This is a genomic window from Eisenbergiella sp. OF01-20, from assembly GCF_003478085.1.
Lineage (GTDB): Bacteria > Bacillota > Clostridia > Lachnospirales > Lachnospiraceae > Eisenbergiella.
Genome location: NZ_QUES01000032.1, coordinates 20,045 through 40,340, shown reverse-complemented (window position 1 = coordinate 40,340; position 20,296 = coordinate 20,045). Strand labels below are relative to the sequence as shown.

18 protein-coding genes are annotated in these 20,296 nt (G+C 43.8%); 12 read left to right on the top strand and 6 right to left on the bottom strand.

Annotated features, from left to right (window positions below; translation table 11 throughout):
• Positions 1-7 precede the first annotated feature (7 nt).
• From DXA36_RS25455 to DXA36_RS25405, 12 genes are all read left to right on the top strand, one after another.
• Positions 8-910: a sugar phosphate isomerase/epimerase family protein gene (locus DXA36_RS25455; RefSeq protein ID WP_118682191.1), complete on the top strand. Its 903-nt coding sequence runs from the start codon at positions 8-10 to the stop codon at positions 908-910.
• Positions 911-947: 37 nt separating this feature from the next.
• Positions 948-1,901, top strand: coding sequence for a D-2-hydroxyacid dehydrogenase (locus tag DXA36_RS25450; protein WP_118682190.1), 954 nt, complete (start codon positions 948-950; stop codon positions 1,899-1,901).
• 22 nt (positions 1,902-1,923) lie between these two features.
• Positions 1,924-3,192, top strand: a complete 1,269-nt coding sequence (larA, locus tag DXA36_RS25445; protein WP_118682211.1) for a nickel-dependent lactate racemase — start codon at positions 1,924-1,926, stop codon at positions 3,190-3,192.
• Between the two features lie 74 nt (positions 3,193-3,266).
• Positions 3,267-4,694 carry an extracellular solute-binding protein gene (locus tag DXA36_RS25440; RefSeq protein WP_118682189.1) on the top strand — a complete coding sequence of 476 codons (1,428 nt, stop codon included), beginning with the start codon at positions 3,267-3,269 and terminating at the stop codon, positions 4,692-4,694.
• Between the two features lie 149 nt (positions 4,695-4,843).
• Positions 4,844-5,770, top strand: a complete 927-nt coding sequence (locus tag DXA36_RS25435; protein WP_118682188.1) for a carbohydrate ABC transporter permease — start codon at positions 4,844-4,846, stop codon at positions 5,768-5,770.
• A gap of 14 nt (positions 5,771-5,784) precedes the next feature.
• On the top strand, positions 5,785-6,621 hold the full coding sequence (locus DXA36_RS25430) for a carbohydrate ABC transporter permease (RefSeq protein WP_118682210.1): 837 nt from the start codon (positions 5,785-5,787) through the stop codon (positions 6,619-6,621).
• A gap of 16 nt (positions 6,622-6,637) precedes the next feature.
• Positions 6,638-9,202 carry a hypothetical protein gene (locus DXA36_RS25425; protein WP_118682187.1) on the top strand — a complete coding sequence of 855 codons (2,565 nt, stop codon included), beginning with the start codon at positions 6,638-6,640 and terminating at the stop codon, positions 9,200-9,202.
• A 59-nt stretch (positions 9,203-9,261) separates the two neighbouring features.
• A complete protein-coding gene (locus tag DXA36_RS25420; RefSeq protein WP_118682186.1) occupies positions 9,262-10,635 on the top strand; it encodes an FAD-dependent oxidoreductase in 1,374 nt (457 codons plus the stop codon).
• A gap of 18 nt (positions 10,636-10,653) precedes the next feature.
• Positions 10,654-12,033 carry an FAD-dependent oxidoreductase gene (locus DXA36_RS25415; protein ID WP_118682185.1) on the top strand — a complete coding sequence of 460 codons (1,380 nt, stop codon included), beginning with the start codon at positions 10,654-10,656 and terminating at the stop codon, positions 12,031-12,033.
• Positions 12,034-12,093: 60 nt separating this feature from the next.
• Positions 12,094-13,770, top strand: coding sequence for a thiamine pyrophosphate-dependent enzyme (locus tag DXA36_RS25410; protein WP_118682184.1), 1,677 nt, complete (start codon positions 12,094-12,096; stop codon positions 13,768-13,770).
• Positions 13,771-14,040: 270 nt separating this feature from the next.
• Complete coding sequence (locus DXA36_RS33135) at positions 14,041-14,187, top strand: hypothetical protein (protein WP_182479261.1); 147 nt, start codon at positions 14,041-14,043, stop codon at positions 14,185-14,187.
• Positions 14,188-14,493: 306 nt separating this feature from the next.
• Positions 14,494-15,804: a glycerate kinase type-2 family protein gene (locus DXA36_RS25405; RefSeq protein WP_243114741.1), complete on the top strand. Its 1,311-nt coding sequence runs from the start codon at positions 14,494-14,496 to the stop codon at positions 15,802-15,804.
• A gap of 39 nt (positions 15,805-15,843) precedes the next feature.
• On the opposite strand, the gene DXA36_RS32735 is transcribed toward DXA36_RS25405, so the two are convergent.
• From DXA36_RS32735 to DXA36_RS25380, 6 genes are all read right to left on the bottom strand, one after another.
• Positions 15,844-16,119: a hypothetical protein gene (locus DXA36_RS32735; protein WP_147366651.1), complete on the bottom strand. Its 276-nt coding sequence runs from the start codon at positions 16,117-16,119 to the stop codon at positions 15,844-15,846.
• Entirely contained in the window at positions 16,098-16,997 is a 900-nt protein-coding gene (locus DXA36_RS25400) for a sensor histidine kinase (RefSeq protein WP_118682182.1), read from the bottom strand. Before DXA36_RS25400 ends, DXA36_RS32735 begins: the two co-directional genes overlap by 22 nt.
• Positions 16,998-17,042: 45 nt before the next feature.
• Positions 17,043-17,780, bottom strand: coding sequence for an ABC transporter permease (locus tag DXA36_RS25395; protein WP_118682181.1), 738 nt, complete (start codon positions 17,778-17,780; stop codon positions 17,043-17,045).
• A gap of 13 nt (positions 17,781-17,793) precedes the next feature.
• A complete protein-coding gene (locus tag DXA36_RS25390; protein WP_118682180.1) occupies positions 17,794-18,480 on the bottom strand; it encodes an ABC transporter permease in 687 nt (228 codons plus the stop codon).
• A complete protein-coding gene (locus DXA36_RS25385) occupies positions 18,473-19,396 on the bottom strand; it encodes an ATP-binding cassette domain-containing protein (protein ID WP_118682179.1) in 924 nt (307 codons plus the stop codon). Before DXA36_RS25385 ends, DXA36_RS25390 begins: the two co-directional genes overlap by 8 nt.
• A 195-nt stretch (positions 19,397-19,591) precedes the next feature.
• Positions 19,592-20,278, bottom strand: coding sequence for a response regulator transcription factor (locus tag DXA36_RS25380; protein ID WP_118682178.1), 687 nt, complete (start codon positions 20,276-20,278; stop codon positions 19,592-19,594).
• Positions 20,279-20,296: the final 18 nt, after the last annotated feature.

The following is a 20,296-nucleotide window of genomic DNA, read 5'->3' as shown; positions in this document are numbered from 1 at the left end:
AAGGTATATGAGAGATTCAATTCATAAGTATTTTCAAATTGGAACTATCCAATGGATGAGCCATCCCCCCGCAGGATATGAACTGTTAGATTCTATTAAAACAATTTGCTGTGATGATTATTTCGATGCACTGGAAGTGACTCAGGTGAAAGATACTGTTCTTCGTGAACAGGTTAAAAAAATGCTGGAACAGGCTCATATGAAGGTTTGCTATGGAGCACAGCCAAGACTGTTGGGGCCGGCGCTGAATCCTAATAATGTGGATGAGGAAGGCAGGAAAAAAGCGGAACAGACACTCCTGGAAGCAGTAGATGAAGCAGAATATCTGGGAGCAAAGGGTATTGCATTTCTGGCTGGAAAATGGGAAAAAGATACCAGAGATGAGGCATATTTACAGTTACTTAAAACAACTGAAAATATATGTGAATATGCGGCTTCAAAGGATATGTATGTAGAACTGGAAGTATTTGATTATGATATGGATAAAGCTGCTTTAATCGGTCCGGCTCCCTATGCCGCACGGTTTGCTGCAGACGTGAGAAGCAAATGTAGTAATTTTGGCCTAATTGTTGATTTATCTCATTTTCCTACTACATATGAAACATCAAGGTTTGTAATTCAGACACTAAAACCTTATATTACCCACTTTCATATAGGCAACGCAGTGGTAAAAAAGGGGTATGAGGCATATGGAGACCAGCATCCCCGGTTTGGTTTTCCGGACAGTGCCAATGATATTGTTCAGTTATTGGATTTTTTCAGGGTAATAAAAGAAGAAGGGTTCCTGGATGCAGCCAATCCGTATGTTCTTTCTTTTGAAGTAAAGCCGTGGAAGGAAGAGGACGGGGATTTGGTGCTTGCCGGTACTAAAAGGGTGATTAACAGAGCCTGGGCTCTTTTGGAAGATTAAATGACTTTAGAGATGGAAGCCATGGAAAGGATTAATTATGAAAATAGTAATTTTAGATGGTTATACAGAGAATCCCGGTGATTTAAGCTGGGAAGGATTTGAAAAACTGGGGGTTCTGACGGTATATGACAGAACAGCGAAAGAAGATATTATTTCCCGCATAGGAGATGCAGAGGCTGTAATAGTTAATAAAACACCCTTAGACAGAGATGTTTTTGAGGCTTGTCCGCAGATTAGATATGTTGGAGTGCTGGCTACGGGGTATAACGTAGTGGATATAAATGCAGCAAGAGAAAAGGGAATACCCGTATGCAATATCCCGACATATGGCACCACAGCGGTTGCCCAAATGACCTTTGCCTTACTGTTAGAGATCTGTCATCATGTTGCAGAACATTCGGACGCTGTAAAAAAGGGAGAATGGTCTGATAATGAGGACTGGTGTTTCTGGAAGTATCCGCTAATGGAGCTTACGGGAAAGAAAATGGGAATAATCGGGTTTGGACGTATCGGACAGGCTGTTGGTAAACTGGCAAAAGCCTTTGGAATGCAGGTCATTGCATATGATGCTTATCAAAATGACTCAGGAAAGGAAATCGGTCAATATGTAACGCTTGATGAATTACTGAAGGAATCAGATGTAATTTCACTTAATTGCCCGCTGTTTCCAGAAACGGAAGGAATTATTAATGAGAAAAATATCAGCAAAATGAAAGATGGGGTTATTCTTATTAATACCAGCAGAGGGGCTTTAATTAAAGAAGAAGATTTGGCTAAGGCATTGAGAACAAAGAAAGTTTATGCTGCAGCGTGCGATGTTGTGTCTGCTGAACCGATTCGTCCGGATAATCCTCTGTTAGGTTGTTATAACAGTATTTTAACGCCTCATATTGCATGGGCCTCCAAAGAGAGCAGACAAAGGCTTATGGATATTGCTGTTGCCAATCTGAAAGCTTTTGTTGAAGGAAAGCGGAATAATGTAGTAAATTAACTGCGCTATGTCTGGAGTAGATATGAAAATCAGGATGCCTTTTGGAAAAAGCTTTTTGGAAACCACAATCAGTGATGATCGAATAGCGGGAGTTATAACGAGTAATTTAGATCGTTACGAAAGACAGGAATCAGAAATTGAAATTATTAAAATGGCAATGGAACGACCTCATGGAAGCTGCAGGTTGGAAGAGTTATCAAAAGGTAAGAATAAAGTAGTAATAATTGCCAGCGACCATACAAGACCGGTACCCAGCCGATTCATTCTTCCCCTTATGCTGGAGGAAATTAAAAGAGGAAATCCAAATGCTGAGGTTACAATTCTTGTTGCTACCGGATGCCATAGAGCGACAACACAAAATGAGCTGAATGAAAAATTCGGGAAGGAAATGGTAAAACGTGTTCCCATTATGATTCATGACTGTGATGACGAGGAACAGGCCTTTTTGGGAATACTGCCATCCGGAGGAGAATTGTTTATTAATAAAACAGCCGCGGAAGCTGATTTGCTTGTTGCGGAAGGTTTTATAGAACCCCATTTCTTTGCTGGCTATTCAGGAGGAAGAAAAAGTGTTCTTCCGGGGATTGCGTCTCGAAGAACAGTATATGCAAATCATTGTGCGGAATTTATTGCTGATCCGATGGCTCAATATGGTGTTCTGGAGGGGAATCCCATTCATAGAGATATGGTTTTTGCAGCTCGTAAAGGAGGACTTGACTATATCGTAAATGTGGTAATTAACTCTAGGCACAGGGTAATTGGTGCGTTTGCGGGAGATGTGGAAGCTGCGCATTTAAAGGGGGTAGAATTTATTGAAAAATTATGTAAAACCGATAAGGTAATATCCCCTGTTGTCATTACATCTAATAATGGTTTTCCAATGGATCAAAATATATATCAATCGGTAAAAGGAATGGCAACTGCAGAGACCTGCTGTGAAGAAGGCGGCGTTATTATTATGGTGTCAGAATGCAGAGATGGATGCGGAGCAGAGGGATTTTACAAGACATTTAGTCAAGAGAAGGATTCAGGGAAAATACTGGATAAAATTCTGGCAACCGGCAGGAATGAAACATTCGAGGATCAATGGCAGTCACAGATATTTGCAAGAATCGTAAACAAATTCCAGGTTATTCTGGTAAGTAAGGCAGCGCCGGAACTTGTCAGACAGATGCATATGATTCCTGCAGATAATTTAGAACAGGCCTTGGCAATGGCTGATACACTGCTTGGCGGGAAAAAGAAGGTTACGGTTATTCCGGATGGGCTGACAAGTATCATCAAAGTCTGAAAATGAATGAAGAAGGGAGGGCAGGAAAGCAACAGAGGTAAAAAACAATAAATTAAAATTGGGAGGATTTTATAATGAACAGATGGAAAAAGAATGTAGCAATCATACTTACAGTGGCAGTAACAACAGGTATGACAATCGCCTGTGGAAACAGCAGTGAGACAGCGTCAACAGCAGAAAGCTCCCCGCAGGCCGCGGCGGCAGATGGAGGACAGGAAAATAAAGGGACGGGAGATGTGTATGAACTTGATTTTTATGCATGGTCTAACCCGGAAAACCTTACCCCGTTGCTTGAAAGTTTTAATGCCGATTATGCAGGAAAATATAATTTGGTTTATCAAAAACTTGCGGATGCCGCGACATTGACAATAAATACAGCGTTAGCTTCAGGAGAGAAAATCGACGTAATGACGCAGGCAAGTCATACCGATTTAAGGCAGAGAGCCGATGATGGCGTATATCTTGGATTAAAACAGTTTTTTGATAAAGAAGGATGGGAATACGGAGAAAAGCTGGGAACGGCGATTGAGGAGACGCAGAATATCGACGGCGATTATTATTCGGTTCCGTATTGCAATAATATTAATATGGTATTCTTTAATAAAAAAATGTTTGATGAAGCGGGCCTTGAATATCCTCAGTCTGGATGGACATGGGAAGACTTCCGTGAAACCGCAATTAAGTTAACCAGCGGCAGCGGTGCAGATAAGGTATATGGCGCAATGCTTGATACCGCAGGCAACAATGGGGATAATTACTGGGATTTGATAGCAAGACAGAAATTAGGTAACAATGCATATTATAATGATGATCTGACAGCATCAACCTTTGGTAGTGATGAGATGCGCGAAAGCCTTCAGTTTTTTGTAGATATGACTTTTAAGGATCAGTGTATTGTCCCGGTTGATGAGATTACTGCATTGCAGTATTATAGTGACCCGGTTGGTATGGCCGGCCTTTATAATGGAAAGTATGCAATGTGGGTTGCACCGGTTTACGGATGTCTTTATTTGAAATCTAGTTATGGCGAAATACCGGAGGGAACAGATATTGGTATGGTGGATATGCCTACGCCTGACGGAGGGCAGACAATTACCACCTGCTATTCGTCAACAGCAAGTATACCGGCTAATGTGGAAAATCCGGAAGCAGCATGGGAACTTTTAAAATATATCTGTATAGACAGAGCAGATTTATTTGCAGGACCCAAAGCAATGCATCCTGCTGTTGAGTTTGACAACGAAGAAGATAAACGTGCATTTAACGAAATTATTTTCAGTGAGAAACCAGGGCTTGATTATGATATGGCGATGGATACAATGATGAAGGATCGGGTACTTGTAAGCAAAGACTGTACGATCAAGCAGGGATATGTAGCGATTCAGGAAGGTTTGGAAAACATAATGACCCTTGTATTCAGTGGTGAGATGGGTGTTGAAGAGGCATTAAGCAAGCTGCAGCAGAGCGTAGATGAGGCAATTACGGCAGACTTGGCAAAATAAAAACTGGTTAATTCATAAAAGTATGACGATGGCGGGGATTCCCGCAGGCTGGTGTGCTCCTCATATGATAAGCATTATAATTGATAAAATGTTTTGCTTATAGAGGAGCACGCTGCGCTAAAGAGCCATCGGTCTGATAGGAAGTGATTATGATTTCTGGATCAAAATGGAAAGGAAAAACAAAACCAGGAACAATGAAGCTCCAGACAAAAGAGAATCTTGCGGGCTATTCGTTTCTGGCATTAAACTTCATAGGATATGTTGCATTCAAATTAATACCGTTGATATTAGCGCTTGGTTTAAGTGTGGTTAAGTGGAATTTTGCGTCAGGCTTTAAAAATATGGAATTTGTCGGACTTGATAATTACGCAAGATTATTACATGATGAAGTATTTATCCGTTCACTTATCAATACATTAATATATGGTATCGTACTTGTGCCTGTTGCTATTTTTCTGGCATTGATATTTGCGGTAATTTTGAATGAATATGTGTTTGGAAAAGGAATTCTGAGGCTGGCATTTTATTTGCCCAACGTATCTTCAATGGTAGCAGTATCTGTGGTCTGGATGATTTTATTTCTTCCGGCATATGGTCCGATTAATCAGGTATTGATGACGCTGGGAATTGAAAATCCGCCTCGTTGGTTAAATGCTACGGGTACATCTTTACTTTCTATTATTATTGTAGGTATTTGGCAGCGTATAGGTTACAATATTATTGTGGTACTTGCAGGTTTGCAGGGGATATCCAAATCTTTGTATGAATCTGCAGAAATTGACGGAGCCAATGGTATTCAGAAATTTTTCTATATTACCATTCCTTCCCTGAGCAATACGATGTTCTTTTTGACGATGATATCCTTCATAAGTTCATTTCAAGTATTTACTCCGGTACAGGTTATGACAAAGGGAGGACCGGGAAATTCATCTTCAGTACTGGTATATTATATTTATAAAAATGCATTCCAATATAATGAAATAGGATATGCAACAGCGATGGCTTGGATATTGTTCTTCCTGGTGTTTATATTTACAATAGGCAGGATGATATTCACAAGAAAAAATGAAGGATGATAGGGGGGATTGGATTGAGTTACAGTAAAAAAAGACTGATAGTCAAAATTATATTTACCATAGTGATGGGAGTTATTTCAGTTGCGATGCTGCTGCCGTTTGCTTGGATGCTTTCAGCTTCTTTTAAACCTGATAATACTATATTTGCGTTTCCGATCGACTGGATTCCGGATAATTTTACCTTGAATAATTATAACAGAGTATGGAATTCCGACGTTCCATTTTCTACTTTTTTTGGTAATTCCCTAAAGGTGACTATATTATCGGTTGCAGGTGAAGTATTTACAAGTTCCCTGGCAGCATATGCGTTTGCCAAGATTAAATTTAAAGGGAGAGACGTAATATTTCTGATTTATCTGTCGACACTTGCGTTTCCTGCGCAAATGATGTTAATACCAAGATTTACTATGTTCAGGACTATTGGACTTTATAATACACATTGGGCACTGATACTTCCTGGTATGTTTACTGCATTCGGAACGTTTATGCTCAGACAGTTTTTTATGTCAATACCGGAAGAACTGAGCGAATCTGCAAAAATTGACGGGGCTAATCATTTTACAATATTTTCAAAGATTATATTACCGCTTGCCGTACCTGCATTCAGTGCCCTGATTATTTTTCAGTTTGTATCTTCCTGGAATGAATATGAATCAGCATTAGTATATATCAGAAGTAAAGAACTGGCTACCATTCCTTTGGGATTGAATTTTTTTAAAGATGAAAATGCATCCAGTTATGGGGCAATCATGGCAGCGTCTGTTTGTTCATTGATTCCTATATTTACAGTATTTCTCATATTCCAGAAACAGTTTGTGGCTGGAATTGCGACTTCAGGGATGAAAGAATAGTGGAGGAAAAAGAATTATGGGAGAAAACAGAAAACTAAGTGTCTGTTATCTTGATGTTGAGGGCTGTGCAGTTTACGGTAAAAATAGAATGGAAACAGCCATCAAGAAAGCGGGATATCAGATTGAAGTTTTAAATCATTTTACGGAGAAAAAAGATACGGATGGATTTGTTCTTGTTGTGGGAAGTATACAGGATCAACGGATAGAAGTTCTTCTGAAAAGCACCGGAGCAAAATTGGTAAGAGAGCCTCAAAGTACGATTCAAAAATGGTGCGGGACTGTGGCTGGGAACATACTTCTGCTTTCCGGTTCGGATCAGACAGGACTTATGTACACACTTTTAGAAATGGCTGAGCAGATACGGGCAGAGGGAATCGATGCACTTGTTAACGCAGAGGACAGAACAGAGATTCCTGAGAATGAAGTAAGGTGTATGGATCGGTATCTTCTGGGGCATCTGGATAATGAGTGGTTTCTGGCGGAAGAATTTTGGCATTATTATCTTGAAAGACTGGCGCAGGCAAGATTTAACCGTTTCTGTTTGATTTTGGGGTTTGACACGGCTTATATGTCTCCTCCTTATCCTTTTTTTACAGAAGTAAAAGAATATCCTCAAATCAGGATGAAGGTATTCAGTTCTGAACAAAGAGAACAGAATTTGAATATGCTTCGCAAAATTGTTTCACTGTGTCATGAGTATGGAATTCAGTTTGTTCTGGCAACCTGGCAGCAAAGACCATGGACGACAGAACAGGATGAGCTTGTATCCGGCCTGCCGGAAGATGAAAATGTACTCAGTGAATATTGCTATTGCGGGATGAAGGCCCTGCTAAAGGCGGTTCCGGACATTGACATTGTACAGTTCAGGGTGAATCACGAGTCGGGAGTGGGAACGCAGGTGTCTGCAGAAGCCTTCTGGAATCATTGCGCAGATGCAGTAGCAGATGCAGGAAATGAACTGGGAAAAATTTTTACGCTTGATTTACGGGCAAAAGGTCTGACAGAAGCAATGGTCAGACATGCGTTCGGAAGAGGGCTGAAGGTAGAAGTACCTACAAAATACTGGTGTGAACATGCAGCTTTGCCATATCATCTTTCCACAATGAGAAGCGAAGAGCTGGCGCAGCTTGACAACTTCAATCATTCACGGAGATATTCCTATGCTGATATGTTAAAAAAGCCCCGGTATTATAATGTGATTTTCAGATTATGGAATTATGGGTCAACGAATTTATTTTTGTGGGGAGATGCAGATTATGCAAGACGTTTTTCCAAGAGCTGCAGTTTATCCCAGGCGGCGGGGTTCCAGGTTAATGCACCTTTATCTCTGAAATATGGTCATGAGTTATCACATAAAGAAGCATGGGACACTTTTGCAGATGAGACATTGCGTTCGGGTACATGGGAAGATGAGAGATTCTGGATGTGGTATACGATGTTTGGTCGGTTGGGCTACCGGACAGATACTCCGGAAAAGGTATGGCTAAGAGAATTTGAAGCTCATTTTGGGAAAAGAAGAGGCCGTATTCTGGAACAGGCGCTTGCAGAGGCAAGCAGGATTATTCCGATGATTACAACAGTACATATGCCTGTTCACCCATCGCTGCGTTATTGGACTGAGATGAGCACCGGTTTTGCGCTGTTTGATGAGAATAATTTGTACACACCCCAACCGTATGATTTTCAGAAACAAATTACATACGGTTCCACAGAGCCAAGTGATCATGGTATGTTTTACGGCATAGAAGAGTATGTGAAGGATTGTGTGAATGGTACAATGGCCGGAAAATATACACCAATGCAGTATGCGGGGTGGCTTCAGACATTGGCAGGGGATGTGGAGGAGAAAATCAAACAGGCGCAGGCCATACCGGAAAAAGAGGATAATGCGGAATACAAGGCCTTAATGGTTGATCTTCATATGCTTTGTGATATGGCCCGATACCATTCTTATAAAATAAGAGCGGCGTTGGAACTGGCCTGGTGGAAACAGAATAAAAATACGTCCCGCTTAAAAAAATGCGAGTTGTTGTTCAGGAAGGCAATAAGCTATTGGGAGCTTCTTTCAGAAAAAGGAGATAAGGCTTACTATCATGATTTGGATTTCAGTTCAGCAGGTTCCACCACAAGACGCGGTACTTGGAGAGATTTGAAAAAAGAACTTGATGCAGACCTGAGAACAATAGAAAAATTAGTAGTCTCCTCCGATGTGACGGGTATTTTGGATAATGTTGAAAAAGAGGAAAAAGAGTTGTGTTTGTCCTCAGATTTTCCGTCTGAGGCAAAAGCCGGTATTGATATCAGAATTAAAGTAAGTAAAGCCGGAATTGGAAGGTGGCCGGCTGCCCCGGTAATTCATTACAGACACGTTAATCAGACGGAAGGATTATTCCTTACATCAGTAATGGAGGAAGCAGGAGAGAATTATGAAGCGGTAATTCCGGGCAAATATGTAACAGAAGACTGGGATTTGATGGTATATATTACTGTTCAGAAAAAGGATGGTATCTGCAGTATGTATCCAGGAATCTACAATTCGGTTTATCCTTATCCTTATCATGTAATTACCGTTAATAAATAATACATTATGATAAAAGGGTGAAATTATAAACGCAACAGAACATAAAGGTAGGATTTGTGATGGAAAAAAGATATATAAAGGAAGAAAAACAGACACCTGTTAATTATTTATGTGATACGATTGTAGCCGGAGGAGGAACAGCCGGGATCGTGGCAGCAATTGCTGCCGCGAGAAATGGAGCCAAAACCATTTTAATAGACAGATATGGCTTTGTGGGAGGAACCATGATCAACGGGGCAGGCCCGCTGCATAGTTTTTTTAACCTGTATAAGGCCTTTCCAGGTGTGGAGAAAGTTCAGGTAGTCAGAGGAATTCCCGATGAAATAATAGAACGTATGAAACAGAAGGGAGGGTCACCCGGCCATCTGGAGCAGGAAAAGGGCGGCAGCTATGACTCAGTAATTACGTTGATCGATTGGGAAATATTTAAAGAAGTGGCATTCGAGATGCTGGAAGAATGCAAGGTGACAGTACTTCTGCACACGATGGTTGCGGATGTTATTAAAGATGGAAATAGGATTACTGGTGTTATTATTGAGGGAAAATCCGGAAGAGAAGCCATATTGGCAGATAATGTGATTGATACTACCGGTGATGGAGATGTAGCTGCAATGGCAGGTGCTCCGTTTATCAAACGACATGATACAACTTCTGTCGGTATGCCTTTTGGAATGATGAACGTGGATATGCCGAAACTTATGCATTTTCTGGAAGAAAATAATATGGTTAACCAACTGATCCGAGCGGATAAGGGAAGTGAGACAGATGATATAATACGTTTGGGGTTTGAATTGAAAAAGCTCCCGCTTTTCAAGGAATATATGGAAAAAAGCGGAATGTGGGGACCTTTGGGATTCTCGCTGTATGAGGGAAATTATGGTTATATTAATTCTGCGAACCTGAAGTCTGTGGATGCAACTAATACAGAAGAGTTAAGTGCAGCAGAGCTCAAGCTCCGCCGTCAGGTTATGACATTGTCCAGGATGCTTCGGGAACACGTACCGGGATTTGAAAAAGCTTATGTGAGTTGGACACCTGTGGGAGTTGGTGTAAGGCTGACAAGGGTGATAGAATGTGAGCACGATATGTCTCTTGATGAGATCGTGAATGGAACGAGATTCCCGGATGAAGTAATGCTGTATGGATTTCATGATTGTGCGCCACGTATCATGATTAAGGATGGGAAATATTATGGACTTCCTTATCGTGCTCTTCTGCCCAAAAAAGTGGAAGGATTGCTTGTTGCCGGCCGTATGATTACCAGTGAATGGGATGCCCATATGTCAACAAGGAATACAGTGTCATGTATGGCCCAGGGGCAGGCGGCAGGGACTGCGGCAGCGCTTTGTGCCAAGCAGGGATGTCAGCCAAGACAGCTTGATGTTGATAAGCTGAGAGGGGTTTTGAAGGAACAGAATGTCTTTTTAGATTAAGAAAAGGAGGGCATTATTATGGAATATGTACTGCAATCGGAAAGAAAATTTCCTGCGAGTAAGTATGATGTTATTATCTGCGGGGGTGGAACCAGCGGTGTATTTGCGGCTATCTCAGCAGCCCGCAAAGGCGTTAAAACAGCACTTATCGAAAGTAAAGGTTATGTGGGAGGAATTGCGGCAGAGGGAGGCTGCGGACTTCACAGCTTTTATAACCTATGGAAAGCGTTTCCCGGAATTGAGAAAAGAAAAGTCGTAAGGGGACTGCCTGAAGAGATGATTAACAGACTGACAGCGCTGCATGGTGCATCCGGACATAATGAGACGTTAATGAATTATGGATATGATTCCGATACCCTTTGCGTGGATGTGGAAGTATACAAATACGTAGCAATGCAGATGCTTCGGGAAGAAGGCGTTGATATCTATGTCAATACTATGGTTGCGGAGGTATTGACGGAAGGCAGCAGAGTTACCGGAGTGGTTATTGTCAATCATCAGGGCAGTCAGGTATTGCTTGCTAAAATGGTTATTGATTCCACCGGATATGGAGATGTTTGTGCCAGAGCCGGTGCCGGCTATACGGAACCCAATGATTATGCAGTTGCGAACAGCATGGGTATTGGAGGTATAGATATTGATAAGTATTACCAGTTCCTGAAGAAGAACGATGCTTTAAAAGAATATGCGCTTGGTCCCCGGAGCGGCCGTGACGGACAGCTCATACGAGTTGACGGTAACTGGAATAAGCTTGAGCCCAGTTTTGGGAAAAGAGCGGCTGAACTTGGAATGCACACGGTGACAACCACGTTACATGATAATTATTTTATGTTTATTAAGCTGAATTACCATATGCCGGCAAGCCCGACAGATGTAAAAGAGTTATCTGCAGCCGAGTTTGAACTGCGCAGAAGGCAGTTTGAAGCATTAAAGCTTTTGAAAGAGGTTATTCCGGGAAGTGAGAATGCATTTATTGCGAGAACCAGTCCTGCCGTGACTATCAGAAGAGCAAGATGTATTACGTGCGAGTATGACATCAGCAATGAGGAAGTAATAAATGGCGTTCATTTCAGTGATGACGTGTTTTCCTACGGTTTCCATGATGAAGCGCCCCATTTCCAGGTAAAGAATGGTGAAACCTATGGATTCCCTTACCGGGCAATGCTGGTTAAAAACATGGAAAATCTGTTTGCCGTTGGTATGATGGTTACTTCTGATCACCATGCACATATGTCAACAAGAAATACAGTATCCTGTATGGCACAGGGACAGGCGGCAGGAACTGCTGCGGCACTGTGCGTCACACTGAAAACGGATAACGTTAGAGATTTGCCTTATAAGGAACTTTATACAGCTCTCAAAACGGATAACGTATGGTTTGATCAGGATCGGCAATAGGAACTTATTGTATAAAATAACAAATTCAATGTGCTCTTAAGCATGTAGATGGGAGTAATTATGAGAATAAAAGCAGCAGAAGCAATCGTCCAGATTATGGTAAAAGAAGGAATTACTGATGCTTTTGGTATACCGGGGGCGGGCATTAACCCGGTGTATAAATATTTAGAAAACGCACCAATTTCACATTATGGGATGAGGCATGAAGAGGCTTGTACCCATGCGGCAGACGCTTATTTCAGGGCCAGTCATAAAATTGCACTTGCTATCTGTACGGCAGGTCCTGGGGCAACTAACTTTGTTACGGGATTATATACGGCCAACATTGATTCTATTCCGCTCCTGGCAATTGTAGGACAGGCAAACACATGGCAGCTGAATCAGGATCCATTCCAGTGTGTTGATATGGTAAGCATTGCGGATACAGTAACAAAGAAAGTGTTCCGCCCCATGAAGGCCGAAGAAATACCGGATATGATGAGAGAAGCTTTTTATTTGATGAGAGAAGGAAAGCCCGGGCCGGTACTGATAGATTTTCCTCTGGATGTACAGATGGGAGAGCTGGAGTTTGAGATAGATTCCTATGAACCGAAAGGAATCAGTAAAGCGATGCCAGACCCTGAAAAAATAGGGAAGGCGATAGAAATGCTTTCTGAGGCCGAAAATCCGGTTATCATCATGGGAGGTGGCGTACGCCTTGCCGAAGCGGAAGAGGCATTAATTCATTTTGCAGAAGAATATCAGATTCCTGTAATAACAACCTATATGGCTAAAGGCGGAATTCCCGAAAATCATCCGTTAAATGCCGGCCATGCAGGAATCCAGGTCGGGCAGCCAATCGGAAATAAATATCTGCTTGAATCGGATGTAGTATTGGGTATCGGATGTCGTTTCTCTGATAGACATACAGGGGACCTGAAGGTGTACCGCGGAGACAGAAAATTTATACATATTGATATCTGTGAAACACAAATAGGAAAGGTATTTGAACCGGATCTGGGTATTGTTTCTGATGCTGCTGAAGCGATTAAGCAGCTTGAAGAAGCTGCCAGGACGAAGAAGCTTAAGAATTTTTCTAATGAACGTGTGGCTGTTCTTCCGATATTACGGGAAGAAATGGCAAGAAAGACGGATTATGACAGTATCCCAATTATGCCCCACAGAGTATTTCATGAAGTAAACAGAGCCTTTGATGGGAATACTATGTTCACTACAGGATGTGGAATTGTACAGATTTGGTCAGGACAGTTACAGAAGATAGATAAACCCGGTAAATATTTACCTTCCGGAGGTGCTGGCACACTTGGTTTTGAGATTCCTGCTGCATTTGGAGCAAAAGTAGCACATCCGGAAAATTATGCGGTCACAGTTCTCGGCGATTTTGGATTTACTTTTATGGGAGAAGAAATCGCTGTAACAACGGTTTTTGATAAACCTATTATTGTTGTTATTGTAAACAATGCAAATCTGGGGTTGATACGCCAGAACCAGAAGGGTGCTTATGGCTTTGAATATGCGGTTGGAATGCCCTGCAACCAGGACGGAACGATTGATTATGTCAAGGTAGCTGAAGGCTTTGGATGTATGGGCGAGCGTGTTTTTACTCCTGAAGAATTACGTGATGCCCTTGAAAGGGCAAAAGCAGCAGGTAAGACCTATGTAATTGATGCAATCTGTGTAAAAGAACAATTATGTGATATGGGAAACTCTATCGCAGCAATTAAGTCGTGGGTATAATGACAGGAACGGCTGGTAAATAGTCAGGGGCAGACGGAGTAAAATCCGCCTGCCTCTGATTTTGTATTTTTAAACGAAATTGTAAGTCTGTTTTTATATACGCAAAATTTGTTGAAAATAATGGTGAAATGTATTGTTCTGCTGTAGACTATGTAGATATAGAAAGGTTTCTTCGATTTTAAAAAGGCAGAGCTTGATGTGAACTTAATTGCGGGAGTGGAATTTGGAAAATAAACGGAATATTATCCCATGGCATAAGCGTACATTTTTATGGGGCAGACCGATTTAACAGAGGACGGACTGATGGATAAAGAAGGGGAGGAAAAGCCTGGAGAGCAGTGCAGCATCTGGTATTTTCTTGGTTTACGGAAAATCGGTACGGTTACAGGCATCGGCAAAGACAGCAGTGGCGACTGAATGAACTAGGAAACGCAATTATCTGAAAGGGAGCAATATGCTTCTGGAAAAAGCGGTACGATATACGGCAAAGGAAAAATTTCCTGTAAGTATAGGAAAGAAAAAGGCATATCCAGTGTGATGCGTATATCCAGAAGGAAAAGCGGAACCTGCATCTTGTGAATTATGCGGCTGTGATGGTCCGGTTGGAAGCGTTACGGATAATCTGCCGACAGGATCCGTCATTATAAAAATTTCGGCTAATCCTATCGTGGAAGCAGTTTCCCTGGTATCAGGAGAAACGCTTCCCATATGCCAGGAAGGGGAATGGAAATGTATCAGGCTGGAACAATTGGAAGAACAGGAAATGATTCTGGTATCTATGAAATAAAAGCCATGCGCCGGGATGCAGAAACGATCATACAAAGGACAATCGAAGATGTACTGCCGATGAAGGCTGTGAGAGAAGTCCTGGATGAGGTAATTATAACAAAACCAGTGTATGTCATTGCAATAGGTAAGGCGGCATGGGGCATGGCGGATGAGGCAGCCAGACTGTTGGGCCCCCGTATTGTGGAAGGAATTGTAGTTACTAAGTATGGACACTCCAGGGGACCCATTGAAGGGTTTCACATTATGGAAACGGCTCATCCCTTCCCGGATCATAATTCCATGCTTGCCGCCGGAAAAGTGCTGGAACTGGCAGACCGGATAACCGATAAGGAGGAGGTCCTGCTCCTTCTGTCGGGGGGAGGATCTGCTTTGGTGGAAATGCCGGCTCCCGGCCTTACTCTTCAGGAAGTAACACGAGTGACGGAAATTCTGCTGAAATGCGGTGCCAATATCGTTGAAATCAATACGGTACGTAAACATCTATCAGCAATTAAGGGAGGTAAGCTGGCCAAACATATTCAGCCTGCAGGGGGATATGCCATTATTCTTTCAGATGTGGTGGGTAATCATCCGGAAATGATTGCTTCCGGAATGACGTACGCGGATGATACCAATGCACCGGAGGTTATGGAAGTCATTGAAAAATATCATTTGGATGTAGGAGATAAAGTGATCCGCGTGCTGGAAAAAGCGGAAGAAACGTTGGTTTCCAATATAACAAATATTGTTAAAGGGAATGTGGAGGAGCTGTGTAGTGCGGCAGCAGAACATGCCCGGGAATTGGGATATAAACCATATGTTTTTTCTACCAGCACAGGCTGTGAGGCAAAGGAACTGGGCAAATGGTTTGCTGAAACGGCTAAAATGATACGGAAAAACAATCCATGGAAGATTGAAACACCCTGTGCGGTTATAATCGGAGGAGAAACGGTAGTTAAGGTCATAGGAAACGGGCTGGGGGGGAGAAATCAGGAGATTGCTCTTCAGACTGCTGCAGGAATTCAGGGGATGGATAAAACGGTTTTGTTTTCGCTGGCTTCTGACGGCACGGACGGCCCTACCGATGCCGCAGGGGGAATCGTAGACGGCTATACCGTAAAAGCGCTGGAAGAAAAAGGAATGGATATTGGTGAGTACCTGATGGATAATGATGCGTATCATGCGCTTCGGGAAATTGACGGACTGATAATGACAGGTCCTACGGGAACGAATGTTAATGATGTAACGGTCTTGTTAATTAAATGATATCGGGTGGGAAAATGAACAGGAATTGGAACTATACAGTCAGGTCGGCACACTTGTTGTGTTGGCCTTAAGAATGTGATTCGGGAATTTAAATAAGCCAGAATGGTACATACCAGTTTTTTTCATCCAGAGGTAATAAATCCCGGGCCATGCAGATGACGTTTCCCATTCTATATCACCATTCCGTTTCGTGGTATCCACGTACATGCGTTGTTTAGAGATATGTACCTCTGGAAAGGATAGCAGGCGCTGGCCTTCAAAACAAATAAGACAGCAAAAAATACCATCCCCCATCACACCACCACCCTCACCCACACCATCTCCCCTTCCCTCCCTGCCGCCGCCTCGCCCCCAAGCTTCTCCGCCAGCCCCCTGACAACCGCCAGCCCCAGCCCCGTTCCAGCCCCATGTCTTGACGGATCTCCCGTATAAAACCTCTCAAACATCCGCTCTGTATCGACGATGCATCCGGCCGCCAGATTATTTTCCACACAGAAAACAGCCCTGCCGTTCTCCCCTTCGGCAAGACTTATCTTAATGATCCCATCACAGTACCGCACCGCATTCGAAAGCAGATTCTGAAGGATACGTTCCATCATGCCGCGGTCGGTTTCCAGAAAGACCGAGCAGGGCGGAAGGCTGATTTCCGGCAGGATGTCCCGGCTTTCCAGCAAAGGGGCATTTTCCGTAAGAAAATCCAGAAGCATATTCGAAAAATTAATCCATTCTTTTACCGGCGCCGTCTGATCCGTATCCAGCAGGGAAAGCTCATAAAAAGCCCCGATCAGAGCATTCATTCTCCCTGCCTTGTGAAGCGCCGTTTCCACACGCTGCTTCTGTTCCTCTGTCAGTCCGGTTTTCAGAACCAGCTGCAGATGACCCGTCAGGACGGTCAGCGGGGTACGCAGATCGTGGGAGATATTGGCAATGGATTCCTTCAGATGCTCTTCATGCTGCATGGCGCAGGCTACCGTATAGCGCTGGCCTGCATAATGCGCATTCAGACTGCCGGCAAGCTTTTCCAAATCCCTGTCCACCAGAGACATATCCAGCATTTTTTCGGTGCGGCCTGCCGCCAGCGCTTCTGTCTGCTCTGTAAGATACCTTATCTGCTTTTTCAAACGGATATATTTGATCAGCAGAACCAATAAAAACAATACGAGAATACCAGTCAGGATACGGATAAAAAACACCTCTTTTCGTACTTGTCCAGACCTGAATGAATAGTTACCTTTTTTCTATTTCAAATCACATTTGCGGAATGTACGCCAGGAAAGAAAAATCATAACGCTTGCGTATACCGCCGCTGTCAGCCAACAGGACGGAACAAACAGAGACTGGGTGCTCACCGCCTTGCGGATCTGATAGATGGGCAGAAACGAAAGGGGAAGCCCCAGCTTCATACCATACCCCAAATACAGACTGAGGACAAAGTTTAGGCCTGCGGTAAAAGCAATCGCTTTCGCTAAGTTGCGGAACAGGCAGCAGAAAAATACGGCATAAAGGAAGGCGGCGCTGTTTAACAGGAAGGAATAGAGAACCGCCTTTATTATGACCGAAAGAAAGTCCCCTCCGTCAATAAGCCCAAACCGGGAGGCCTCCCGGATGCATCCGGCAAAAGGATAGAGGATCACCATGAGGTTATATGCGGGCAGGTACGTAATCACTTTGCCGGCAAAAACCGCCCCTCGTCCATGCCCGGCGCAGACCTCCTGATTGATGGTACGCCAGGAAAATTCCCGGCCCAATACCAGGGCGAGGAGACTGGAAGCAATAATAAGAAGAAAGGTGGAATCATATACCATCCCGATAAAAATATCCGAAAGGGTAACGGCAATGCCGCCTTCCGCACCCAGCACATCCGTTTCATAGGTGCTTCCCGTCAGAAGGCCGAGCAGAAAAGTGCCGGCACATCCGCACCAATATATCCGGCTGCGCAGCAGGCTGTACCTGTTCATTTTCAGTAAATTATGCAAAATATTCCCTCCTTTACTTCAATTCCGAACGACAGAAGCTCCCACAGGCAATAAGACAGGAAAGCACAATCCAGAAACAATCAATTCCCAGCGGCAGCCAAACGGGGAATGTTACTTCATCCAGGGCCAAAAGCCGCAGCTGTCCCATGGGCAGAACGATACTGGCAGCCGGGGCGTAGCTGCTGTTCAGCACAAAAATCATAAGAAAGAAAAGAACCATCGGGATAGCAAACGCCTTGCCCGTGTCCCTGAAAAGAAAGACAAATAAAAGCGGCAGCATTCCCATGGCAAGAATCGCGGCAAGGGTAAGCAGAAGTGCGCCGAAGGGGAGGGAAGGATTTTGCCCCAGCACAGCCGCAGCTATATAATGAAACAACAAAGGAAGCGCATACAGAGCGGTACATGCCGTCAGACAGGATAAAGCGATGGTGAAAAAAACGGCCCCTCTCGTATGGCCGGCGCTGACCAGGCAGTGGATCGTCCGGCTTTCAAAATCTTCCCCCGCAAAAAGGGCGGTAAAAATAAGCGGTATAAAATACATCTGCGGGAGGTTATAGAGAGAACCCTTCAGCAGATCAGACGTTGTATTCCGGCTGTCCAGCAGCAGCAAACTTCCCAGGACAAGGGAAAAGAGAAGCAGTCCCCAAAAGCTTTGTTTATGCAGAAGCTTATAATATTGGGCTTTTAACAGATTAATCATGGGAAACCCCTCCCACCTTGCGTAAAAAATAATCCTCCAGGGTATCACCGGAAAGCTGAAGGCCGGTTACAAGGATATGGGCATCCAGCAGCAGCCGGGCGATCGATTCCTTGTTATCCAGATGATCATACAAGCGGATCGTACCGTCTGGCATGAGCTGCAGCTTCTCCGTATGCAGCTTTTCCTCCAGCAGAAGAAGAGCTTTTTCCGGCTCGGATGACTGGATTGCGATATGGCGCCTGCAGCGCTCTTCCAGCTCCTGATCGGAAAGTTCTTCCAGGATTTTCCCTTTGTCTATTACTATAAAATGGGAAGCGGTCTGGTAAAGCTCCTCCAGAATATGGCTGGAGACCAATATCGTCATTCCGTACTCCCTGTTCAGCAGCTTCAGGAGGTTACGGATTTCTACGATGCCCGCCGGATCAAGGCCGTTAACGGGTTCGTCCAGAATCAGGAACTCCGGCATGTTTAGCAGGGCGGAGGCAATGCCCAGCCGCTGCCGCATCCCCAGGGAAAAATTCCGCACCGCCTTTTTTCCGGTATCTTCCAGATGAACCATGCCCAGACAGGTACCGATGACGGTTTTGTCGGGAATACCTCTCTGCAGCCGCTGCACCTCCAGGTTCTGGCGGGCGGTCAGATTGGGATAAAGGGCCGGAGTCTCAATCATACAGCCGATACGTTTCCGCTGCTCCTGCAGTTCCTTCCGGTCTGTCTTTCCCCATAACGCCAGGGTTCCGCAGGCAGGAAAAGCCAGGCCCGTTATGAGCCGCAGAAAAGTGGTCTTTCCGGCTCCGTTCTGGCCGATAAAACCATAGATCTTCCCCTTTTCCAGCCGCAGATTTATGTGATCCAGTGCGGCCGTTTCCTTATACATTTTCGTAAGCCCCCGGGCTTCCAGTACCATAGTTTTCATTTTTCCTGCTCCCGTCTGTGTGCAACAGCACGTTTTTCGACTTTTCCTTTCCTGTATTCCTGTATTTTTTACTTTACAATAGAAACATAAAGAATTCCTTAAGCGGAAAAAGAAAACAATAAAAAATAAATAAAGCCACCGTTCAGACAGATCTGCGTATTTACTGCGCAGACCTGTCTGAACGGGTATGGGGAATCAATCCCCGGCCTTATGCAGGCGGTAACCGATTCCCCATACCGTATCAATGTATTCCTCCTCCGGAGAAACCGCTTTTAATTTATTGCGAAGGTTGCTGATATGCACATGCAGCGTATTATCTTCGCTCAGATATTCCGCGTCCCAGATGCTTTGGAACAGATTGGCTTTGGAAAAGACCTTATCCGGATATCTCATCAGTAATTCCAGTATGGCAAGCTCCTTTGCGGTCAGGGGAACTTCCTGGTTATTAAGGAAAACGGTGTTTTTATCCCCATCCCAGACCAGATTATTGTATTGCAGCCGTTTCGGGGCGGCTGTCTGAAACTGTACCCTGCGCAGACAGCTTTCTATCCGGGCAAGTACTTCCTCCATGTCAAAAGGTTTGGTAATATAATCATCCGCGCCCAAACGCAGCAGGTCGATTTTATTCTGTGTTGTTTCTTTTGCAGAAACAATAATGACGGGAAGTGTGTATTGTTTCCGGATATCCGCAAGCACCAGATCCCCGCTGCGGTAGGGAAGCATGAGATCCAGAAGAACCAAATCTGTCGGTTCACGGCTCAGGAAATCCGCAGCGTGCAGGCCGTTATACAGGCTTCGTACCTGATACCCGTTTTCCGTGAGAAAACCGGCTAAAAGCTTATTGATTTCCCAATCGTCTTCCACTAGTAAAATACGATACATCTGTTTTCTTTACCCTCC